The 19135-nt window shown below is 69.6% G+C and carries 20 protein-coding genes and 1 pseudogene; 14 read left to right on the top strand and 7 right to left on the bottom strand.

From position 1 onward, the window contains the following. Positions 1-151: 151 nt before the first annotated feature. Positions 152-409 (top strand): annotated as a pseudogene (locus ACZ6S6_RS37450) (hypothetical protein); the annotation flags it as partial. Between the two features lie 78 nt (positions 410-487). Here ACZ6S6_RS37450 and ACZ6S6_RS37445 read toward each other — a convergent pair. Continuing rightward, entirely contained in the window at positions 488-1162 is a 675-nt protein-coding gene (locus tag ACZ6S6_RS37445) for a FadR/GntR family transcriptional regulator (RefSeq protein ID WP_362967268.1), read from the bottom strand. A 101-nt stretch (positions 1163-1263) separates the two neighbouring features. Between ACZ6S6_RS37445 and ACZ6S6_RS37440 the strand changes: the two genes are divergently transcribed. From ACZ6S6_RS37440 to ACZ6S6_RS37425, 4 genes are all read left to right on the top strand, one after another. Further along, positions 1264-2550 (top strand): CynX/NimT family MFS transporter, encoded by a 1287-nt coding sequence (locus tag ACZ6S6_RS37440; RefSeq protein WP_469709488.1) that lies wholly within the window; start codon positions 1264-1266, stop codon positions 2548-2550. Then, positions 2544-2687 (top strand): SGM_5486 family transporter-associated protein, encoded by a 144-nt coding sequence (locus ACZ6S6_RS37435; protein ID WP_362967264.1) that lies wholly within the window; start codon positions 2544-2546, stop codon positions 2685-2687. Before ACZ6S6_RS37440 ends, ACZ6S6_RS37435 begins: the two co-directional genes overlap by 7 nt. Positions 2688-2839: 152 nt before the next feature. Continuing rightward, a complete protein-coding gene (locus ACZ6S6_RS37430; RefSeq protein ID WP_362967262.1) occupies positions 2840-3046 on the top strand; it encodes a hypothetical protein in 207 nt (68 codons plus the stop codon). 74 nt (positions 3047-3120) lie between these two features. Next, positions 3121-3639: a SixA phosphatase family protein gene (locus ACZ6S6_RS37425; RefSeq protein WP_362967260.1), complete on the top strand. Its 519-nt coding sequence runs from the start codon at positions 3121-3123 to the stop codon at positions 3637-3639. Positions 3640-3838: 199 nt separating this feature from the next. Here ACZ6S6_RS37425 and serB read toward each other — a convergent pair whose 3' ends face one another. Further along, on the bottom strand, positions 3839-5095 hold the full coding sequence (gene serB / locus ACZ6S6_RS37420) for a phosphoserine phosphatase SerB (protein WP_362967258.1): 1257 nt from the start codon (positions 5093-5095) through the stop codon (positions 3839-3841). A 288-nt stretch (positions 5096-5383) separates the two neighbouring features. Between serB and ACZ6S6_RS37415 the strand changes: the two genes are divergently transcribed. After that, on the top strand, positions 5384-7984 hold the full coding sequence (locus ACZ6S6_RS37415) for an ABC transporter ATP-binding protein/permease (protein WP_469709487.1): 2601 nt from the start codon (positions 5384-5386) through the stop codon (positions 7982-7984). 99 nt (positions 7985-8083) lie between these two features. On the opposite strand, the gene ACZ6S6_RS37410 is transcribed toward ACZ6S6_RS37415, so the two are convergent. Next, positions 8084-8800 carry a transglycosylase SLT domain-containing protein gene (locus ACZ6S6_RS37410; protein WP_362967254.1) on the bottom strand — a complete coding sequence of 239 codons (717 nt, stop codon included), beginning with the start codon at positions 8798-8800 and terminating at the stop codon, positions 8084-8086. Between the two features lie 455 nt (positions 8801-9255). Between ACZ6S6_RS37410 and ACZ6S6_RS37405 the strand changes: the two genes are divergently transcribed. From ACZ6S6_RS37405 to ACZ6S6_RS37395, 3 genes are all read left to right on the top strand, one after another. Next, complete coding sequence (locus ACZ6S6_RS37405) at positions 9256-10404, top strand: GAF domain-containing sensor histidine kinase (RefSeq protein WP_469709485.1); 1149 nt, start codon at positions 9256-9258, stop codon at positions 10402-10404. After that, entirely contained in the window at positions 10397-11041 is a 645-nt protein-coding gene (locus tag ACZ6S6_RS37400) for a response regulator transcription factor (protein WP_362967250.1), read from the top strand. Before ACZ6S6_RS37405 ends, ACZ6S6_RS37400 begins: the two co-directional genes overlap by 8 nt. 112 nt (positions 11042-11153) lie before the next feature. Further along, the gene (locus ACZ6S6_RS37395) at positions 11154-11405 is read left to right on the top strand and encodes a chaplin (RefSeq protein ID WP_362967248.1); all 252 of its coding nucleotides are present in this window, start codon (positions 11154-11156) and stop codon (positions 11403-11405) included. A gap of 322 nt (positions 11406-11727) precedes the next feature. On the opposite strand, the gene ACZ6S6_RS37390 is transcribed toward ACZ6S6_RS37395, so the two are convergent. Continuing rightward, positions 11728-12507: a hypothetical protein gene (locus ACZ6S6_RS37390; protein WP_362967393.1), complete on the bottom strand. Its 780-nt coding sequence runs from the start codon at positions 12505-12507 to the stop codon at positions 11728-11730. A gap of 198 nt (positions 12508-12705) precedes the next feature. Here ACZ6S6_RS37390 and ACZ6S6_RS37385 point away from each other — a divergent pair, with 198 nt between their 5' ends. The 4 genes from ACZ6S6_RS37385 (at position 12706) to ACZ6S6_RS37370 (ending at position 15952) form a co-directional block, all read left to right on the top strand. Further along, entirely contained in the window at positions 12706-13503 is a 798-nt protein-coding gene (locus ACZ6S6_RS37385; RefSeq protein WP_362967395.1) for an ABC transporter ATP-binding protein, read from the top strand. Positions 13504-13559: 56 nt separating this feature from the next. Then, positions 13560-13991, top strand: a complete 432-nt coding sequence (locus ACZ6S6_RS37380) for an NfeD family protein (protein ID WP_362967397.1) — start codon at positions 13560-13562, stop codon at positions 13989-13991. A 162-nt stretch (positions 13992-14153) separates the two neighbouring features. After that, positions 14154-15122, top strand: a complete 969-nt coding sequence (locus ACZ6S6_RS37375) for an SPFH domain-containing protein (RefSeq protein WP_362967399.1) — start codon at positions 14154-14156, stop codon at positions 15120-15122. Between the two features lie 62 nt (positions 15123-15184). Beyond that, complete coding sequence (locus ACZ6S6_RS37370) at positions 15185-15952, top strand: sulfite exporter TauE/SafE family protein (RefSeq protein ID WP_362967401.1); 768 nt, start codon at positions 15185-15187, stop codon at positions 15950-15952. Positions 15953-16013: 61 nt separating this feature from the next. On the opposite strand, the gene ACZ6S6_RS37365 is transcribed toward ACZ6S6_RS37370, so the two are convergent. The 3 genes from ACZ6S6_RS37365 to ACZ6S6_RS37355 form a co-directional block, all read right to left on the bottom strand. Beyond that, positions 16014-16520 (bottom strand): HNH endonuclease, encoded by a 507-nt coding sequence (locus ACZ6S6_RS37365; RefSeq protein ID WP_362967403.1) that lies wholly within the window; start codon positions 16518-16520, stop codon positions 16014-16016. Positions 16521-16657: 137 nt separating this feature from the next. Continuing rightward, positions 16658-17206 (bottom strand): YbhB/YbcL family Raf kinase inhibitor-like protein, encoded by a 549-nt coding sequence (locus ACZ6S6_RS37360; RefSeq protein ID WP_469709480.1) that lies wholly within the window; start codon positions 17204-17206, stop codon positions 16658-16660. 63 nt (positions 17207-17269) lie between these two features. After that, the gene (locus tag ACZ6S6_RS37355; RefSeq protein WP_362967407.1) at positions 17270-18052 is read right to left on the bottom strand and encodes a sporulation protein; all 783 of its coding nucleotides are present in this window, start codon (positions 18050-18052) and stop codon (positions 17270-17272) included. A 73-nt stretch (positions 18053-18125) separates the two neighbouring features. Between ACZ6S6_RS37355 and ACZ6S6_RS37350 the strand changes: the two genes are divergently transcribed. Beyond that, positions 18126-18767 carry a DNA-3-methyladenine glycosylase gene (locus ACZ6S6_RS37350; protein ID WP_362967409.1) on the top strand — a complete coding sequence of 214 codons (642 nt, stop codon included), beginning with the start codon at positions 18126-18128 and terminating at the stop codon, positions 18765-18767. The last annotated feature ends 368 nt before the right edge of the window (positions 18768-19135 follow it).

Here is a 19135-nt window from a genome sequence, read left to right as displayed (position 1 = left end):
ACCAACCGCTTTCTGCAGGTGCTCGATCAGGCGCTCCAGGCGCTGACCGCCGTCAGCCGGTGACGGCACCGCCCGGTCCGGTGCCGCGTCGGGGGGGGGGGGGGGGGGGGGGGGGGGGGGGGGGCCCCCCCCCCCCCCCCCCCCGCCCGCGCCGGACCCCGAACCCTCCGGCGCCGAATGCCGTACGTCGGTCCAGGGATCCAGGGTCATCGCCTACTGCCACAACCCGTACCCGTCCGCCGACCGCGTCCAGCTGCACACCAAGTGCGCCCGCTGGTGGGACATCGACGCGGACTCCAGGCCGGTCGACGTCGGCCCGGGGCGGACCGTACGGCTGGACGACCGCTGCTGGAAAGAGGTCGCCTCCGTGTGGGTCACCCATGGGAACGAGACCCGCGCGGCCTCCTGAGACCCCGCGAGCCCAGCATGATCCGGCGAGCCCAGCGTGATCCGGCGAGCCCAGCATGATCCGGCGGACGAGAGGCCCCTACACCCGGTCCACCAGACAGTCGAGCGCGTGGCTCGCGGCCTCGGCCGCAGCCGTCTCCGCGTCACCGGCGCGGATCGCCTCGACCAGCCGCCCGTGGTCCATGTGGTCCTCCGGCCGCAGCTCATGACCGACGTCGACGCGGAGGTAGTCCCGCAGAAGATCACCCAGGTCGGCGTAGAGCCCGGTCAGCACGTCGTTGTGGGAGGCGGCCACCACGGCCAGATGCAGCGTCGCGTCCGCCGCCACGAAGGCCTCGGCGTCCCCCGCGGCCCAGGTCTCCTCCCGGCGCCGCATGAGCGCGTCCAACTGCTTCAGGTCCCGGTCGGTACGACGGGCGGCGGCCAGGCGTGCCGCCGACGACTCCAGCGTCGAGCGCAGCTCGGCGACATGGCGCGGGTCGGCGGTGGCGAACCGGCGGTGCATCACCCCGGCCAGCTCGCTGGTGGCGACCACATAGGTGCCCGAGCCCTGCCGGATGTCGAGCAGACCGTTGTGCGCGAGCGCGCGCACCGCCTCGCGGACGGTGTTACGGGCCACCCCCAGCTGCTCGACCAGCTCGGGTTCGGTGGGGATGCGCGAGCCCACGGGCCACTCGCCCGAAGTGATCTGGTTCCTCAGCTGGGCAATCACCTGGTCGGCGAGTGCCGAACGCCGCGGGGACGTCAGCGCCATGGTGCTCCTTGCTCGGGTGTCCGGAGGCGGGGGCCGTCCCGCCGTTCGCATGCTCTCAGAGAATTGGACAAGTAATCATCCCATGATTCTATGATGGCCCCATGCGTGACGACGAAACCCCTCCCCAGACCCCGACCGGGACGCTGAGTCCCGCCACCCCGGCGACCCCCTCCACCGGCGCCCCCGTCGCGCCGGCCGGCCCCGCGCCGTGGCTGCTCCGCCTGGTCGTCGTCGGGCTCGTCCTCGCCGCACTCAACCTCCGCCCGGCCATCACCAGCCTCGGCGCACTCCTCGAAGAGGTGCGCGACGGGCTGCACATGAGCGGCAGCGTCGCGGGGGTCCTCACCTCCGTACCGCCCCTCTGCTTCGCGGTCTTCGGCATCATGGCGCCACGGCTGGCCCGCCGCTTCGGCCCCGGCGCGGTCGTCTGCGCCGGCATGGTCGCCATCACCGCGGGGCTGGTGATCAGGCCCCTCATCGGCGGCACGGCCGGCTTCCTCGCCGCGAGCGCGCTCGCCCTGATGGGCATCGCCGTGAGCAACGTCCTGATGCCGGTGATCGTCAAGCGCTGGTTCCCGGACCGGGTCGGCTCCATGACCGGCCTCTACTCCATGGCCCTGGCCCTCGGCACCTCGCTGGCCGCCGCCGTGACCGTCCCCATGACCCAGGCGATGGGCGGCAGTTGGAAGGCCGGCCTCGGCATCTGGGCCGTGCTCGCCGCCGCCGCGATCCTGCCCTGGATCCCGCTGGCACGGGACCGGAGCGGCGCCCCCGGACAGCCCTCCGCCCACCAGGCGCGGGCCCCGGAGCTCAGGATCACCCGCAGCCGTACCGCCTGGGCCCTGGCCTGCTTCTTCGGCCTCCAGGCCACCGCCGCCTACATCACCATGGGGTGGATGCCGCAGATCTTCCGGGACGCCGGGGTCTCGGCCGGCACCGCGGGCGTCCTGCTCGCCGTCACCATGGCGATGGGCGTCCCGCTCGCCTTCGTCATCCCCCGGGTCGCCGCCCGGATGCGGAACCAGGGCGCGATCGTCGTCTTCCTCGGCGCCTGCGGCCTCATCGGCTACGCGGGCCTCTACCTCGCCCCGTCCGGCGGGGCCTGGGTCTGGGCGCTGCTCCTGGGCATCTCGAACTGCGCCTTCCCGCTCGCCCTCACGATGATCGGCATGCGCTCGCGCAGCGGCGCCGGAGTGGTCCGGCTGTCCGCGTTCGCCCAGTCCACCGGCTATCTGATCTCGATCCCCGGACCTCTCCTCGTCGGCGTGCTCTACCAGCACAGCGGCGGCTGGGGGCTGCCGATCGCGCTGATGGCCGCCCTGATGGTGCCGCAGATGGCGGCGGGCATCCTGGCCGGCCGGGCCCGGACGATCGAGGACGAATGCTGAGATGCGAGACTGGGCCCATGTCTCCTGTGCTCGACCCGAATCCCCAGAACGGCCAGAAGAAGCTCCTGCTCGTCCTCGGGGCGATGGTGCTGATCTCGATCGTCATCGCCGTCATCGCCACCCTCGCCTCCCCGTAACCGTCCGGGCTCACCGGGGACGATGGTGGGGATAGCCCCACCATCCCCTAGGGGGCCAGGGTCAGGGTGAAGTGGGTGGGTCACCGGATGGGCCGGACCCCGCCGGATCCGTAGGTTTCAGGTATCAGACCCGATGACCCACGGAGGCGGACATGTCGGCCCGTACACACCCCCGGTCCACCCGCCCGGATGCGGGCGGTATCGAGATCCGGCTGCCGTGGTGGGCCGTGGCGCTGCCCGCCGTCGCCTTCGGCGCGCTTCTGCTGCTGATCGTCGGACCGGGGCAGGCGCACGCGGCCACGGACGATCCGGCGATGGGCCAGTTGCTTGAGCGAATCGTGGGCCTGCTGCGCCGCTGACGGCCGTGGCCCGTGGCGGGACAGCCCTCCAACACCCTGAGCCAGGTGGCACATTTCGTGCGAAGCTGAGGTGTATGAGCGTCGATACACCTCGCAGGATCGTCCTTCTCAGGCACGCGAAGGCGGAATGGTCACAGGACTCCGACCATGAGCGGCCGCTCGCGGAACGCGGCCGCAAGGACGCCCCCGTGGCAGGCCGCAAACTCGTCGATTCCGGGATCGTCTTCGATCTGGCCCTCTGTTCCACCGCCGCCAGGACGCGCGAGACATGGAAGCTGGCCGTGCACGAGATGCCGGAGCGCCCCAGGACCGTGTACGAGGAGCGGCTGTACGAGGCCTCGCTCGGCGAGCTGATCGCCCTGGTCAACGAGACCCCCGACGAGGTCCGCAACCTTCTGGTGATCGGCCACAACCCGGGTATGCACGCGCTCGCCGACGCCCTCTCGGACGGGGCGGAGGGCGACGCCCTGGCCAGGATGACCCGCGGCGGCTTCCCGACCGCGGCGTTCGCCGTGGTCGAGTTCCCCGGTACCTGGAAGGGCGTGGAGCACGGCGTCGGCAAGCTCGCCGAGTACTGGACTCCGAACGACTGACGAGACGACCGGCCCCTGGCCGGCTCATCACGACCTGCCCCACCGGCTCATGACCACCGGCCACCGGTTCATGATTCCACCGGCTCATGAAGAGGGCCCCGGCGCGCACGCTTCGGCTTGCGCGCCGGGGCCCTCCGTGCTTCCGGAACCCGGTGACGGCCCGCGGCCCTCGACGCCGGCCCCCGCTCCGGGCGGCTCCCTACTCGACGAGACCGTCGGCGGCCTCGACCTCCTCGCGCGTGATGCCCAGCAGATAGAGCACGGTGTCCAGGAACGGCACGTTCACCGCCGTGTGCGCGGCCCTGCGGACGACCGGCTTGGCGTTGAAGGCGACGCCGAGTCCCGCGGTGTTCAGCATGTCCAGGTCGTTCGCCCCGTCACCGATCGCCACGGTCTGCGCCAGCGGCACCCCCGCCTCCGCGGCGAAGCTGCGCAGCAGCCGGGCCTTGCCGGCCCGGTCGACGATGTCCCCGGTCACCCGGCCGGTGAGCTTTCCGCCGACGATCTCCAGAGTGTTGGCAGAGGCGAAGTCGAGCCCCAGCCGCTCCTTGAGATCGTCCGTCACCTGGGTGAACCCGCCGGAGACGACGCCCACTTGGTAGCCGAGCCGCTTCAGTGTACGGATCAGGGTGCGGGCGCCCGGCGTCAGCCGTACCTCGGCGCGCACCTTCTCCACCACGGACACGTCGAGGCCCGCCAGCAGCGCCACCCGTGCGTGCAGCGACTGCTCGAAGTCGAGTTCGCCGCGCATCGCCTGCTCGGTGACGGCGGCGACCTCGGCCTCGCAGCCGGCATGGGCCGCGAAGAGCTCGATGACCTCGTCCTGGATGAGCGTCGAGTCGACGTCCATCACGACGAGCCGCTGCGCGCGGCGGCTCAGCCCGGCCGAGACCACGGCCACGTCTACGCCGATCTCGGCGGACTCGGTGGCCAGCGCGGTCCGCAGCTCCTCGGTCCCGGTGCCGGACACCGCGAACTCGACGGCGGTGACCGGATACTTCGCGAGCCGGAAGATCCGGTCGATGTTCCCGCCGGTCGAGGTGATCCTGGCCGCTATGGCGGCGGTCGACTCCGCGGTCAGCGGGTGCCCGAGCACCGTCACATGGGAGCGGCCGTCGCCACGGGGGCGGTTGTCGCCCGTGCCGGAGATGATCTCGGCCTGCAGCTTCAGCGAATCGGCCCAGCTGTGCACGGTGGCCCGCAGGTCACCCGCGGTGGTTCCGCCCGCGACAGGGGCGGTGACCAGCGCGCACAGGACGATGCGGCCACGGGTGACGACCTGCTCGATGTCGACGACATCGACCGAGTAGGCGGCGAGGGTGTCGAACAGCCCGGCGGTGATGCCGGGACGGTCCTTCCCGAAGATCTTCACGAGAAGGGTCGGTGCGTCGATGCCCTGACGTGACTCAGGGGACTCAGGAGACGGCGAGGACTGAGGTGGCTGAGATGCGCTCATGGTGTTCCCACCGTATCGGTCCACGACGCGCGACCGACGGCCTGTCCCGAGTGCCGGACAGCCCGCCCCGATACCCCCCAACACCATGATTCAGCACGATCCGCAATCGTTCATGGCCAGTTATGGCGGTAGGTGACCGTTTCGTTGGCGTCAATGCCGTAACAGTGCAGGTCTCGGCGGCGTCAGACCCCCGCCCGGCTTTCGTATCGGGGACTGCTCCTGGAATAGTTCGCCAGGATGTTCAGCATCCCTAGACTCCCTGCGACGGGGGTAATCGGGGGACAACTAGTGGGGCGCGGAGTGCCGGAACTCGTACTGGAATTGAATGGAAGGACCTGGACGCTCGATCCGTCCAGGTCGTACACCCTCGGACGTGATCCGCAGGGTGACATGACGATCGACGACGCCAGGGTGTCCTGGCGGCACGCCACGATCAGCTGGAGTGGCCAGGGCTGGTTCATCGAGGACCACGGCAGCACCAACGGCACGTATGTGCACGGTCAGCGAATCCAGCAGCTGGAGATCGGGCCCGGCTCCGTCTTGAACCTGGGCAATGCCACCGACGGGCCCCGGCTGAGCCTCAGCGGTGCCGCGGCCGGCGCCGATGTGTACAGCGGGCAGGGCGCCGCGGGGGCCCAGGCCCCCGCCCAGCAGCCGCAGCAGGCTCCGCCGCAGCAGCCGCAACCGCAGCAGGGGGGACCCGGCTGGCCGGGCCAGCAGCAGAACGCGGGCCCGCAGCAGGTTCCGGGCGGGCCGCCGCAGGCCTGGCAGCAGGCCCCCCAGGTACAGCAGCAGCCCCATGTCCCGCAGCAGGGCATGGCGAAAACCCCCGGGAGTGGCGGGGCCGGCGGCGCGGCGGGGGCGTCACCGGTCTACGGCGACCGCAGTCCGACCACCTTCCACCAGGTGGCTCTCGGCCGGGTGATGCGCATCGGCCGTGCGCTGGAGAACGAGCTGGTCGTCTCCGACCTCCAGGTCTCGCGCAACCACGCGGAGTTCCACGCGGCGCCCGACGGCCGCTTCGAGATCCGTGACCTCGGATCCCACAACGGCACGTACGTCAACGGCCAGCCGCTCTCGAAGTCCGGCTCCGCGCTCATCGGCGCGAACGACATCGTCGGCGTCGGTCACTCGACGTTCCGCCTGGTCGGCGACCGGCTCGAGGAATTCGTCGACACGGGCGAGGTCTCCTTCGCCGCCCGCCACCTCACGGTGACGGTCGACGGCGGCAAGCAGATCCTCAAGGACGTCTCGTTCGGCGTCCCGGAGAAGTCGCTGATCGGCGTCATCGGCCCGTCAGGATCCGGAAAGTCCACCCTGCTCAAGGCGCTCACCGGCTACCGGCCCGCCAACCAGGGCGAGGTCCTCTACGACAACCGGAACCTCTACAAGCAGTTCGCCGAGCTGCGCCAGCGCATCGGACTGGTTCCGCAGGACGACATCCTGCACAAGGAACTCACGGTCACCAAGGCCCTCAGGTACGCGGCCAAGCTCCGCTTCCCCGCGGACACCACCGAGGCCGAGCGCCAGTCCCGGATCCTGGAGGTCCTCGCCGAGCTCAAGCTCGACATCCACAAGGACAAGAAGGTCACCTCGCTCTCCGGCGGCCAGCGCAAGCGCGTCTCGGTGGCCCTGGAGCTGCTCACCAAGCCCTCGCTGATCTTCCTGGACGAGCCGACATCCGGCCTCGACCCGGGCATGGACCGCGATGTCATGCAGCTGCTGCGCGGTCTGGCCGACGACGGCCGTACGGTCCTCGTCGTCACGCACTCGGTCGCCGAGCTGGCCATCTGCGACAAGCTCCTGGTGATGGCGCCCGGCGGTGCCGTCGCCTACTTCGGTCCGCCGGAGGAAGCGCTCAACTTCTTCGGCTACACCACCTGGGCCGACGTCTTCTCCGCGTTCGAGAACTACCGCGACTACGACTGGGCGGGCCGCTGGCGCGGTTCGCAGCACTACCAGATGTACGCCGCGGACATCGACTCCGTCGCCGCGCAGTCCGTGAACATGCCGCCGCCGCAGCAGATGCGTCCGCCGAAGCCGCAGGGCTGGGGTACGCAGCTGTGGACCCTGATGCGCCGCTACCTGTCGGTGATCGCGTCCGACAAGGGCTTCATGGGCCTGATGGTGATCCTGCCCGCGGTACTCGGTGTCGTCAGCGTGGTCATTCCGTCCGACTTCGGCCTGGGACCGCCCAAGGCGCCGTCCCGGTTCAACAGCGACGCCGGAACGATCATGCTGATCCTGGTGATCGGCATGACCTTCTCCGGTGCGGCCAACTCCGTACGAGAACTGATCAAGGAACGGGTGATCTACGAAAGGGAACGGGCCACCGGCCTCTCCCGCTCCGCCTATCTGATGTCCAAGGTGATCGTTCTCGGCCTGATCACGGCCGTCCAGGGCGTCATCATCTGCGGTATCGGCTTCGCCACCCGCGATCTCCCGGCGGAGGGCCTGATCATGCCGCCGGCCGTCGAGCTCTGCGTGACGATCATCGCGCTCGGCTTCACCTCGATGATGTTCGGCCTGGTGATCTCCTCGCTGGTGAAGACCTCCGAGAAGACCATGCCGCTGCTGGTCATGTTCGCGATCGTCCAGGTCGTCTTCACCGGCATCCTCTTCCAGGTCTACGGATCGCTGGGCCTGGAACAGTTCGCCTGGCTGATGCCGTCCCGCTGGGCCATCGCGGCCGCGGGCTCGACACTCGACCTCGCCCACCTCATGCCGCCGTGGGACCAGAACAACCCCACGGACCTGGACCCGCTGTGGGAGCACACGGCCGGCCAGTGGGGGGTCAACATCGCGGTGCTGCTGTTCCTCGGTGTCGTCTGCGGGTTCGCGGTCGCGCGACTGCTGCGCCGCCACGAGCCCGAGGTGATGCGCAAGTAGCCTGCCGCCTCGCGGCTGCGCACCGTACGACGCCGAAGGGCGGCACCCCCGCACGGGGTGCCGCCCTTCGGCTTTTGCGCAGCGGTGACCGGAGTGGACTCAGTACGCGCTGTTGACGTTGTCGATCGAGCCGTACTTGTCGGCGGCGTAGTTGGCCGACGCGGTGATGTTGGCGATCGGGTCGTACTGGTCGTGGGGGGTGCCGCCGACGTGGTACGCGTCGAAGGTCGGCTTGATGATCTGGAGCAGCCCCTTCGACGGGACACCGTTGACCGCGTTGACGTCCCAGTCGTTGATGGCCTTCGGGTTGCCGCTGGACTCGCGGATGATGTTGCGGTGCAGGCCGTCGTACGTGCCCGGGATGCCCTTGGCCTTCATGATCGACAGGGATTCCTTGATCCAGCCGTCCAGGTTGTTCGAGAAGACCGGGGTACGGGACTCGGAACGGCTGGCCGACTGCTTGCCGCGCTTGCCCGCGGCCTTCTCCGCCTTGGCCTTCGCCTTCTTGGCCTTCGCCTTCGAGGCGGTCTTGGCCTTCTTGGCCTTCGCGGTGTCGGCGGCCTTGATCAGCTGCTCGGCGGTGGAGTGCTGCTCGATGACGCTGGCCTGGATGGTCTTGGCCTGCGGGGCGCCGGCGGCGGACGCGAAGACGACGGGGGCGCCGGAGACGGCCTGCGACTCGGTCTCGGCCTCGGCATTACCGGGCACCAGCGACAACGAGAGCGCAGCGGCGGCGACGGCGGAGATACCCGCCACGGAGAGCTTCTGGGTCTTGTTCAGACGACGGAGACGGCCGGTAATGCTGGACGCGGACATGCAGGTACCTCTTCGAATCGCGGGGGGTCCTCACGGAGGACGAAGACGGGAGGCGACTTCGCTTCTCCGTCGGGGACGATTGCAATTCTTAGCGACCGCAAAATGGTGTGGCAAAGGTGTGACGTACGAAGCCAGGTAGTGGGCCGGGGTCGCGCTCGAACGGGGCGGCCCGCGCTCAGACCCGCCCGCATCTGCCCGTATCGCCCTTATTTGTCCACTAGGTGGCTTCGTAAGTGACGCAGGTCCTATGTGCGGCCTCACATCGGGCGGGTATCAATCTCACCAACCGTTGCGTCAGCAATGCGGAGTGTGACGTTCCGGTTCCTTGAGGGGCTTGAAGCGGCCCGGAGCTGCCCGGAGCTGCCCGGAGGGCACATGGACCTAGTCCCCGCGCCCTAATCGGTGGCCGTCCACAGGCCGATACGGGGCCGGGGGCCCGCCGGTACGGTGAGGCCATGACCCATCGCCCACCGGCGGGCGGCCTTGCGGCGGTGAGTGCCGCACTGCTCGCCATGAGCCGGCACCTGGAAATGCGGGACGTCCTGAAGACGATCGTCGCCTCGGCCCGCGAGCTGCTCGACGCCGAGTACGCGGCGCTCGGGGTCCCCGACGACCACGGCGGCTTCGCGCAGTTCGTCGTCGACGGCGTCAGCGACGAACAGTGGAAGGCCATCGGCCCGCTTCCCCGACAGCACGGCATCCTCGCCGCGATGCTGCACGAGGCGAAGCCCGAGCGCCTGGCCGACGTCCGCAAGGACCCGCGCTTCGAGGGCTGGCCCGCCGCCCACCCCGACATGTCCGACTTCCTCGGCCTGCCCATCAGGGACGGCGACGAGACCATCGGCGCCCTCTTCCTCGCCAACAAGCGCTGCCCGAAGCCCGAGGGCAGCTGCGGATTCACCGCCGAGGACGAGGAGCTGCTGGCGATCCTCGCCCAGCACGCGGCGATCGCCCTCACCAACGCCCGGCTGTACGAGCGCAGCCGCGAGCTCACCATCGCCGAGGAGCGCTCCCGCCTCGCCCACGAGCTGCACGACGCGGTCAGCCAGAAACTGTTCTCCCTGCGGCTCACCGCCCAGGCCGCCGCCACCCTGGTCGACCGCGATCCGGCACGGGCCAAGGGCGAGCTCCAGCAGGTCGCCGCCCTGGCGGCGGAGGCGGTGGACGAGCTGCGGGCAGCCGTCGTCGAACTGCGCCCCGCCGCGCTCGACGAGGACGGCCTGATCGCCACCCTCCGCACCCACGTCCAGGTCCTGGACCGCGCGCACACCGCCGGGGTCACCTTCGAGAGCCTGGGCGTACGGGCGCTGCCCGCCGCACAGGAGGAGGCGCTGCTCAGGGTCTCCCAGGAGGCCCTGCACAACGCCCTGCGTCACTCGGGGGCCGCTCACGTGGACGTCAGCCTCGTCCGCCGCGGCAGCGGCACGGTGCTGCGGATCACCGACGACGGCCACGGCTTCGAGCCGGCGGCCACCCGTCAGGCGGGGCGGCACCTGGGCCTGGTCTCGATGCGGGACCGCGCGAGCGGTGTCGGCGGGCAACTCACCGTTGAATCGGCGCCCGGCAAGGGCACCACGATCGAGATGGAGGTACCCGGTGGCTGACAGGATCATCAGGGTGCTGCTGGTCGACGACCACCAGGTGGTCCGCCGCGGTCTGCGGACGTTCCTGGAGATCCAGGACGACATAGAGGTCGTCGGAGAGGCCTCCGACGGAGCCGAAGGGGTGGCCAGGACCGAGGAGCTGCGCCCCGACGTGGTGCTGATGGACATCAAGATGCCGGGCACCGACGGTATAGAGGCGCTGCGCAGGCTCCGGGAGCTGGACAACCCGGCCAAGGTGCTGATCGTCACCAGCTTCACCGAACAGCGCACCGTCGTTCCCGCCCTGCGCGCCGGCGCCTCGGGCTATGTGTACAAGGACGTCGACCCCGACGCGCTGGCGGGAGCCATCCGCTCGGTGCACGCGGGCCATGTCCTGCTCCAGCCGGAGGTGGCGGGAGCGCTGCTAGCCCAGGACGACCCGTCCAGCGGTACGGGCCGGGGGAGCACCCTCACGGAACGGGAGCGGGAAGTGCTGGGCCTGATCGCCGACGGCCGTTCCAACCGGGAGATCGCGCGGGCGCTGGTCCTCTCCGAGAAGACCGTCAAGACACACGTCTCGAACATTCTGATGAAGCTGGACCTGTCGGACCGCACCCAGGCGGCGCTCTGGGCGGTCCGGCACGGGGCGGCAGGCTGAGATTCATACTGTCGGGTGTACGTATTTCGAACGCCGCATCCTCCCCGGCGGCGGGGCGTTCTCCATGGCGTGCTGCGGCGGCTGGCCGCAGCGACGCTAGGAGGATCCTGAAGTGAAGAACCTGAAGAAGGCCGCTGCCGTCACCATGATCGCCGGTGGCCTCATCGCCGCCGGTGCCGGCGCGGCCTCCGCCACCGGTCACAGCGGCGCGGGCGCCAGTGGTGTCGCGGCCCACTCCCCGGGCGTGGCCAGCGGCAACGTCGCCCAGGTCCCGGTCCACGTGCCGGTGAACGTGGTCGGCAACACCGTCAACGTGATCGGCCTGCTCAACCCGGCCTTCGGCAACTTCGGCCTGAACGGCTGACGCCACGCGCACCTCTGCGACACCGCCGGGCGGCCCTCACCGAGGCCCGCCCGGCACATAAGCCCGCCACATCGGTCGTGCCCACATTCATAGGGCCGCCCGCCCCATCAAGCCCGCCCCATCAAGCCCGCCCCATCAAGCCCGCCCCATCAAGCCTGCCCGGCACATCAAGCCCGCCACATCGGTCGTGCCCGCATCCATAAGCCTGCCCGGCATATCAAGCCCGCCCGGCGATTGAGGGCATCTTTTCAGCCCGTCCGGCGCTTGAGGACAACGCGCCCCGGCCGCGCCCCCGGCCGCACACCGCGCCCCCGCCCCGCCCCTACCGCGCCCGCTCCTCCACATACGCGTTGTACGCGGCGACCTGCGCCCGCCGGGCCACCCGCTCCACCGGCCGCAGCGCCTCCCCCCGCGCCGCCATCTCCGACGCGCTCACCGCCCCGCCGTGCCCGTTCTCGTACGCCACCGCGACCAGCAGCCCCACCCGCTGCGCCAGCTCCAGCACCCGCACCGCCCGTGGCGGGTACCCCGGAGCGAGCACCTCGCGCGCCCGCTCCGCCCGCGCCCGGTACGCGTCCAGCGCCGCCTCGGCCACCGGCCCGGACCCGGCCACGTCGAGCCGCGACAGCGCCGCCGTCGCATCCCGCAACGCCTCGGCGAGCTCCCGCTCCGCCTCGCCCAGCGACGGCACATCGGCCGGCGGCGCCTCCCGCACCGCCAGGCAGTGCCACGCCACGGCGACGTGGAGATCCCCGGCCGGCCCCGACTCGCGCACATCGGGCACCAGCCCGAACGGCGCGCCGTAGGTCACCACGGCCTCCTCGGCCTCCAGCGCCCTGGCATTGAACTCCGCGGGACCGCTGAGCCCCAGCGGATGCCCCGGGACCGGCAGCGCGACCCGGAAACCGGTCACCCCGAGCCCCCGCAGCCGCCCCAGCGCGAGCGTGAGACCGACCGGCCCCGCCTCGCCCGGCAGCCCCTCGACGCGGTGCACCGCGTCCTCCCCGACAATGGCGAGCGCCGCGTCGTCCGGTGAGACGAGTCCGGCCAGCAGCGCGTTGCCCCAAGCGGCCAGTAGCCCTGAGCGTGGTTCCGAAAGCATGACGACAGCCTAGGGAACGGACCCGGCCCCTGTCGTCACCCTGCCGGACCCGGCCTCCGGGCGGGCGGGGGACCCGCGCCGACCCTGCGACGACGGGCCCAGCGCCGGAAGCGCTTGTGCAGTGGCGTAGGTTTTATCCGGGAGCTGTGCCCACAGGCACGCGACGATCACGAAACTGCATGGGGAGACAACGCGCTCATGAGCGATGTACTGGAGCTGGTGGACGTATCCGTGGTCCGCGACGGACGCGCTCTGGTGGAAGACGTCTCCTGGTCGGTCAAGGAGGGGGAGCGCTGGGTCATCCTCGGCCCCAACGGCGCCGGAAAGACCACCCTCCTCAACGTCGCCTCCAGCTACCTCTTCCCCACCAAGGGCACGGCCACGGTCCTCGGCGAGCGGCTCGGCGGCGTCGGCACCGACGTCTTCGACCTGCGCCCCCGCATCGGGATCGCGGGCGTCGCCATGGCGGAGAAGCTGCCCAAGCGCCAGACGGTCCTGCAGACCGTGCTCACGGCCGCCTACGGCATGACCGCCACCTGGAACGAGAACTACGACAAGGTCGACGAGGACCGCGCCCGCGCCTTCCTCGACCGGCTCGGCATGACCGACTACCTGGAACGGAAGTTCGGCACCCTCTCCGAGGGCGAGCGCAAGCGCACCCTGATCGCCCGCGCGATGATGACCGACCCCGAACTGCTGCTCCTCGACGAGCCCGCCGCCGGTCTCGACCTCGGCGGACGCGAGGACCTGGTCCGCCGCCTGGGCCGGCTGGCACGCGACCCGTACGCGCCCTCCATGATCATGGTCACCCACCATGTCGAGGAGATCGCCCCCGGCTTCACCCACGTCCTGATGATCCGCCAGGGCAAGTTGCTCGCCGCGGGCCCCATGGAGACCGAGCTCAGCTCCCGCAACCTCTCCCTCTGCTTCGGTCTGCCGCTCGTCGTCGAGCACCAGGGCGACCGCTACACCGCCCGCGGACTGCCGCTCGGCTAAGGGCCTGCCCGCCTGCGCCCTGTCGGCGGAGGTGCCTGCGGCCATACGATGGCCGGGTGGACATCATCGACGCATGGGTGTGGTGGCTGATCGGCGCGGTGGGGCTGGGCATCCCGCTCGTCCTGACCGCGATGCCCGAGTTCGGCATGTTCGCCGTCGGAGCGATTGCCGCGGCGGTGGTCGCGGCGCTCGGCGGCGGAATCGTGGCCCAGGTCCTGGTCTTCGTCTTCGTGTCGGTGGCGTTGATCGCCGTGGTCCGGCCGATCGCCAACCGGCATCGCTCGGTCCGGCCCCATCTGGCCACCGGCATCGACGCGCTGAGAGGCCGTCAGGCCGTCGTCCTGGAACGGGTCACCGGCGACGGCGGGCGGATCAAGCTGGCCGGGGAGATCTGGTCGGCGCGCGCCCTCGACGCGGAACTGAGTTACGAACCGGGCCAACAGGTCGATGTCGTCGAGATCGACGGTGCCACGGCCGTCGTCATGTGACCGAACAGCCCACACGGCAGAGCCCGTTCTGTCAGACTCGAAGTCGATCATCATGAGAACCGGACCGGCAGGACAACCGACCTGACGCACGGACCCTCATACGATCTCGATCTCGACCTCGATCATCGCGATCCGTCGGCAACCGAAGGGCACGAGGAAACGATGCAACCGATCATCATCGTCCTGATCATTCTGGTGGTGCTCGTCTTCATCGCTCTGATCAAGACGATCCAGGTCATCCCACAGGCCAGCGCCGCCATCGTGGAACGTTTCGGCCGGTACACCCGCACCCTCAACGCGGGCCTGAACATCGTCGTTCCGTTCATCGACTCGATCCGGAACCGGATCGACCTCCGTGAACAGGTCGTGCCCTTCCCGCCGCAGCCGGTGATCACCCAGGACAACCTGGTCGTCAACATCGACACGGTCATCTACTACCAGGTGACCGATGCCAGGGCCGCGACGTACGAAGTGGCCAGCTACATCCAGGCCATCGAGCAGCTCACCGTCACCACGCTCCGCAACATCATCGGCGGCATGGACCTGGAGCGGACCCTGACCTCCCGCGAGGAGATCAACGCCGCCCTGCGCGGAGTCCTCGACGAGGCCACCGGCAAGTGGGGCATCCGCGTCAACCGCGTCGAGCTGAAGGCGATCGAGCCGCCCACCTCCATCCAGGACTCGATGGAGAAGCAGATGCGCGCCGACCGCGACAAGCGCGCCGCGATCCTCCAGGCCGAAGGAACGCGCCAGTCCGCGATCCTCACCGCCGAGGGCGAGAAGCAGTCCGCGATCCTGCGAGCGGAGGGTGAGTCCAAGGCCGCCGCCCTGCGCGCGGAGGGCGAGGCCCAGGCGATCCGTACGGTCTTCGAGTCCATCCACGCCGGCGACCCGGACCAGAAGCTCCTCTCGTACCAGTACCTCCAGATGCTGCCGAAGATCGCCGAGGGCGACGCCAACAAGCTCTGGATCGTGCCCAGCGAGATCGGCGACGCCCTCAAGGGCCTCAGCGGCGCCTTCGGAAACCTCGGCACCGGCATGCCCGGCTTCAACGCCGGCAACAACACTGGCAACAACACCGGCAACAACGCCGGCAACAAGGAACGTCGCGAGGACCCCCCGATCGACTGACCCGCACATCCCCTCGTGCATGATCAATGCACCAAGCACCGATCAGGCACGGGGGGTTCGGGATGACCATGTGGGAGATGCTCGCCGTCTTCGTCGCGGGCATCAGCGCGGGCACGATCAACACGATCGTCGGCTCGGGAACGCTGATCACCTTCCCGGTCCTGCTCGCCACCGGTCTGCCACCGGTCACCGCCACCGTCTCCAACGCGCTCGGCCTGATCCCCGGCTCCATCAGCGGTGCGATCGGCTACCGCAAGGAGCTCGCAGGGCAGCGCCCGCGCGTTCTCAAGCTCGCCGTCGGCGCGCTCGTCGGCGGACTGACCGGCGCCACCCTGCTGCTGGCGCTGCCCTCCACGGCCTTCGAGACCATCGTGCCGATCCTGGTGGCGATGGCCCTCGTCCTGGTCATCCTGCAACCGCGCATCAGCAAAGCCGTCCAGCGCCGACGCGAACACACCGGCATCCCGGCCCGCCCCGACGGCGGCCCGCTGCTCTTCATCGGCCTGATGCTCGCCAGCGTCTACGGCGGCTACTTCACCGCAGCCCAGGGGATCATCTACCTCTCCCTGATGGGCATGCTGCTCGACGACACCATGCAGCGCCTCAACGCCGTGAAGAACGTCCTGGCCGCCGTCGTCAACAGCATCGCCGCGCTCTTCTTCCTCTTCGTCGCGGACTTCAACTGGACCGCCGTCGTACTGATCGCGATCGGCTCCGCACTCGGCGGCCAGATCGGCGCCAAGGTCGGCCGCCGGCTGAGCCCCGCCATTCTGCGCGCCCTCATCGTCACGGTCGGCACGGCCGCCATCGTCCAACTGCTGCTCCGCTGATATCCGGAAGCCCGACTCCGCACGGAGACGGGCCTCGGCTACCGCACCGGGCGTAGGGCTGCTACGCCGCGGACCGGTCCAGCCACTCCGGCAGCGCCGACCGGTCACCGGCCCCCAGCGCCAGCAGCATCGCATCCGCCGGAGACGGTACGAACGGCTGCCGCAACAGCGGCATCCCCGCCTGCTCCGGCGTACGGGCCGCCTTGCGGTGGTTGTCCTCGGCGCAGGAGGCCACCGTGTTGAGCCAGGTGTCCTGACCCCCCTGGGCACGCGGCACCACGTGGTCGACGGTGCTCGCCCGCCGCCCGCAGTACGCGCACCGGTGCTGGTCCCGTATCAGCACCCCCCTTCTGGACCACGGTGCCTGTCTTCGGAACGGCACCCGTACGTACCGGCAGAGCCTGATCACCCGCGGCACCGGAATGTCCACGGCGGCACCACGCATACGGAGGCCGGGATGCGACTGCTCGACGACGGCCTTGTCCTGCAGAATCAGCACCACCGCACGATTCAGCGTCACCGTCGACAGCGGCTCGAAGCTCGCATTCAGCACCAGCGTGTCCCGCATCCCGCCCACCTCCCGTGTGCCGCCCGCCACCTGGCAGGCCCGGATCAACTCTGGCCGGGCAGGCCGTGATGGACAACGCAATAAAAAACGCCCTGCCCTGATCTCTCCAGGACCAGGGCAGGGCAAACAGGGTGGAACTATCGACTTGTCGTGCTTTCGACGGGCTCCGCGTACTCACCGATCAGCTGGGCACGGCCCAGCGTGTGGAACCGCAGATTGAAACCGACCACCGCGGGTGACACATCGCTGTCCGGCCCGAGCTTCTCGCTGTCCACCGCGTACACGGTGAACACGTACCGGTGGTTCTCGCCGGGCGGCGGCGCGGCGCCGCCGAAGTCCTTCGACCCGTAGTCGTTGCGCACGTGCACGGCGCCCGGGGGCAGCCCCTCGAACCTCCCGCCGCCCGCACCCGCCGGCAGCTCCGTGACCGACACCGGGATGTCGAAGAGCACCCAGTGCCAGAACCCGCTGCCGGTGGGAGCGTCCGGGTCGAAGCACGTCACCGCGAAACTCTTCGTCCCCGCGGGGAACCCCTCCCACCGCAGCTGCGGCGAGGTGTTCCCCGCCGCCTGCACCTGTGCGTCCGCAAGCACGGCCCCCGGCGCGAGGTCCTCGCTCACCACGGTGAACGAGGGGACCTCGGGATGGAAGTCGTGCGGCAACGGCGCCCTCTTCGGCTCGGTCACGTCAGCACCTCTCCTGTTGGCGGTTCCGGTGTCAGCAGATCTCCCACCGACCCTAAGGGCTGTCTAGAGCCAGTTGCGCTGACCGCCGACCTGGGCGAGCCACTGGTTCAGGTACGCCGCCCAGTCGGTCCCCTGGAAGTCGTTGAGACCCACCTTGAACGCGCGGTACGAATCGCTGCCCTCACTGAAGAGACCCGGCTTCTTGTCCATCTCCAGTACGACGTCCATCTCGCGGTCGTCCGCGACGAACGTCAGCTCGACCTGGTTCAGCCCGCGGTACTGCGACGGCGGGAAGAACTCGATCTCCTGGTAGAAGGGCAGCCGCTGCCGCGTACCGCGAATGTGACCGCGCTCCATGTCGGCGCTGCGGAAGCCGAAGCCCAGCTGCCCGAAGGCGTCCAGGATCGCCTGCTGCGCCGGCAGCGGGTGCACATTGACGGGGTCCAGGTCCCCGGAGTCCAGCGCCCGTGCGATCTCCAGCTCCGTGGTCACCCCGATGTTCATCCCGTGCAGATGCTGTCCCGCGAACATGGTGATCGGCGTCTCCCAGGGGATCTCGAGCCCGAACGGCACGACGTGCACCGCACCCGCCCGCACCTCGAACGCGCCGCCGAGCCGAAGCCTGGTGAACTCGATGTCCTGCTTGGTCTCCTGCTCCTGGCCCTCGACCTCGACCCGGGCCTGCATCCCGACGGAGAGCCCCTCGATCCGCTGGTCCACCGATCCGCCCTGGACCCGCACCTCGCCCTGGACGACCCCACCCGGTACGACGTTGAGCTCGGTCAGCTCCGTCTCCACCGAGGCACCGCCGGCACCCATGCTCGCGAGCAGCCGCTTGAAGCCCATGTCTTCTCCTCCTAGGTCCTGACCCCTACATACGCGCCATGAACGTAGTCGGTTCCCGGTAGCCTCGGACTTCATGATCGAGGACCAGGACCGTACGCCGCTGACGCGGGAGTTCTTCGACCGCCCCGTGCTGGACGTGGCACCGGATCTACTGGGCCGGACGCTGATCCGCAGTACGCCTGACGGCCCTATCGAGCTGCGCCTCACCGAGGTGGAGGCGTACGCGGGGGAGATCGACCCCGGCTCGCACGCCTTCCGCGGCCAGACCCCGCGCAACAGCGTGATGTACGGGCCGCCCGGCCACGCGTACGTCTACTTCACCTACGGCATGTGGCACTGCCTCAACCTGGTGTGCGGCCCGGAGGGCATGGCGAGCGGTGTACTGCTCAGGGCCGGCGACATCCTTACGGGCGCCGATCTCACCCGTAAACGTCGAGTCTCGGCCCGCAATGACCGAGAACTGGCCAAAGGGCCGGCCCGGCTCGCGACGGCTCTCGACATCGACCGCGCGCTCAACGGCACCGACGCCATCGCCCACCCGGGCGCCGTCCTCTCCGTCCTGCGCGGCACCCCGCCACCCCGCGACCAGGTACGCAACGGCCCCCGCACCGGAGTGGGCGGGGACGGAGCCACCCATCCGTGGCGCTTCTGGGTGGAGGGCGACCCCACGGTGAGTCCGTACCGGGCGCACGCACCACGTCGCAGGTCAACTTGACTCGCCCATGCGGGGCACCTAATGTAGTCCGAGCCGCTTGACACGGGTACAGCCAACGGTTTGGTCCATCGGACCTGATGCCGGGCAACTCGAAGCGGCCAACCACTACCTACGACTCACCCCAGAGGGTGTGGATTTCGGCATGCTGAAATCCAAACCATTGACTCGATTATGAGTCACCGGGGGAATCCGCTAAAGTAGTGAACACGCCGAAAGGGAAAGCGCGAAAGCGAATTCCTCGAAAGCAATCCCGCTTCGACCGGGAATCGGACGCGAAAGAGTCTGATAGAGTCGGAAACGCAAGACCGAAGGGAAGCGCCCGGAGGAAAGCCCCAGAAAATGTTCTGGTGTGAGTACAAAGGAAGCGT

This window comes from Streptomyces sp. NPDC048671 (assembly GCF_055587045.1).
The sequence above is the reverse complement of the archived record's forward strand: the minus strand, read 5'-3'. Positions and strand labels throughout refer to the sequence as shown.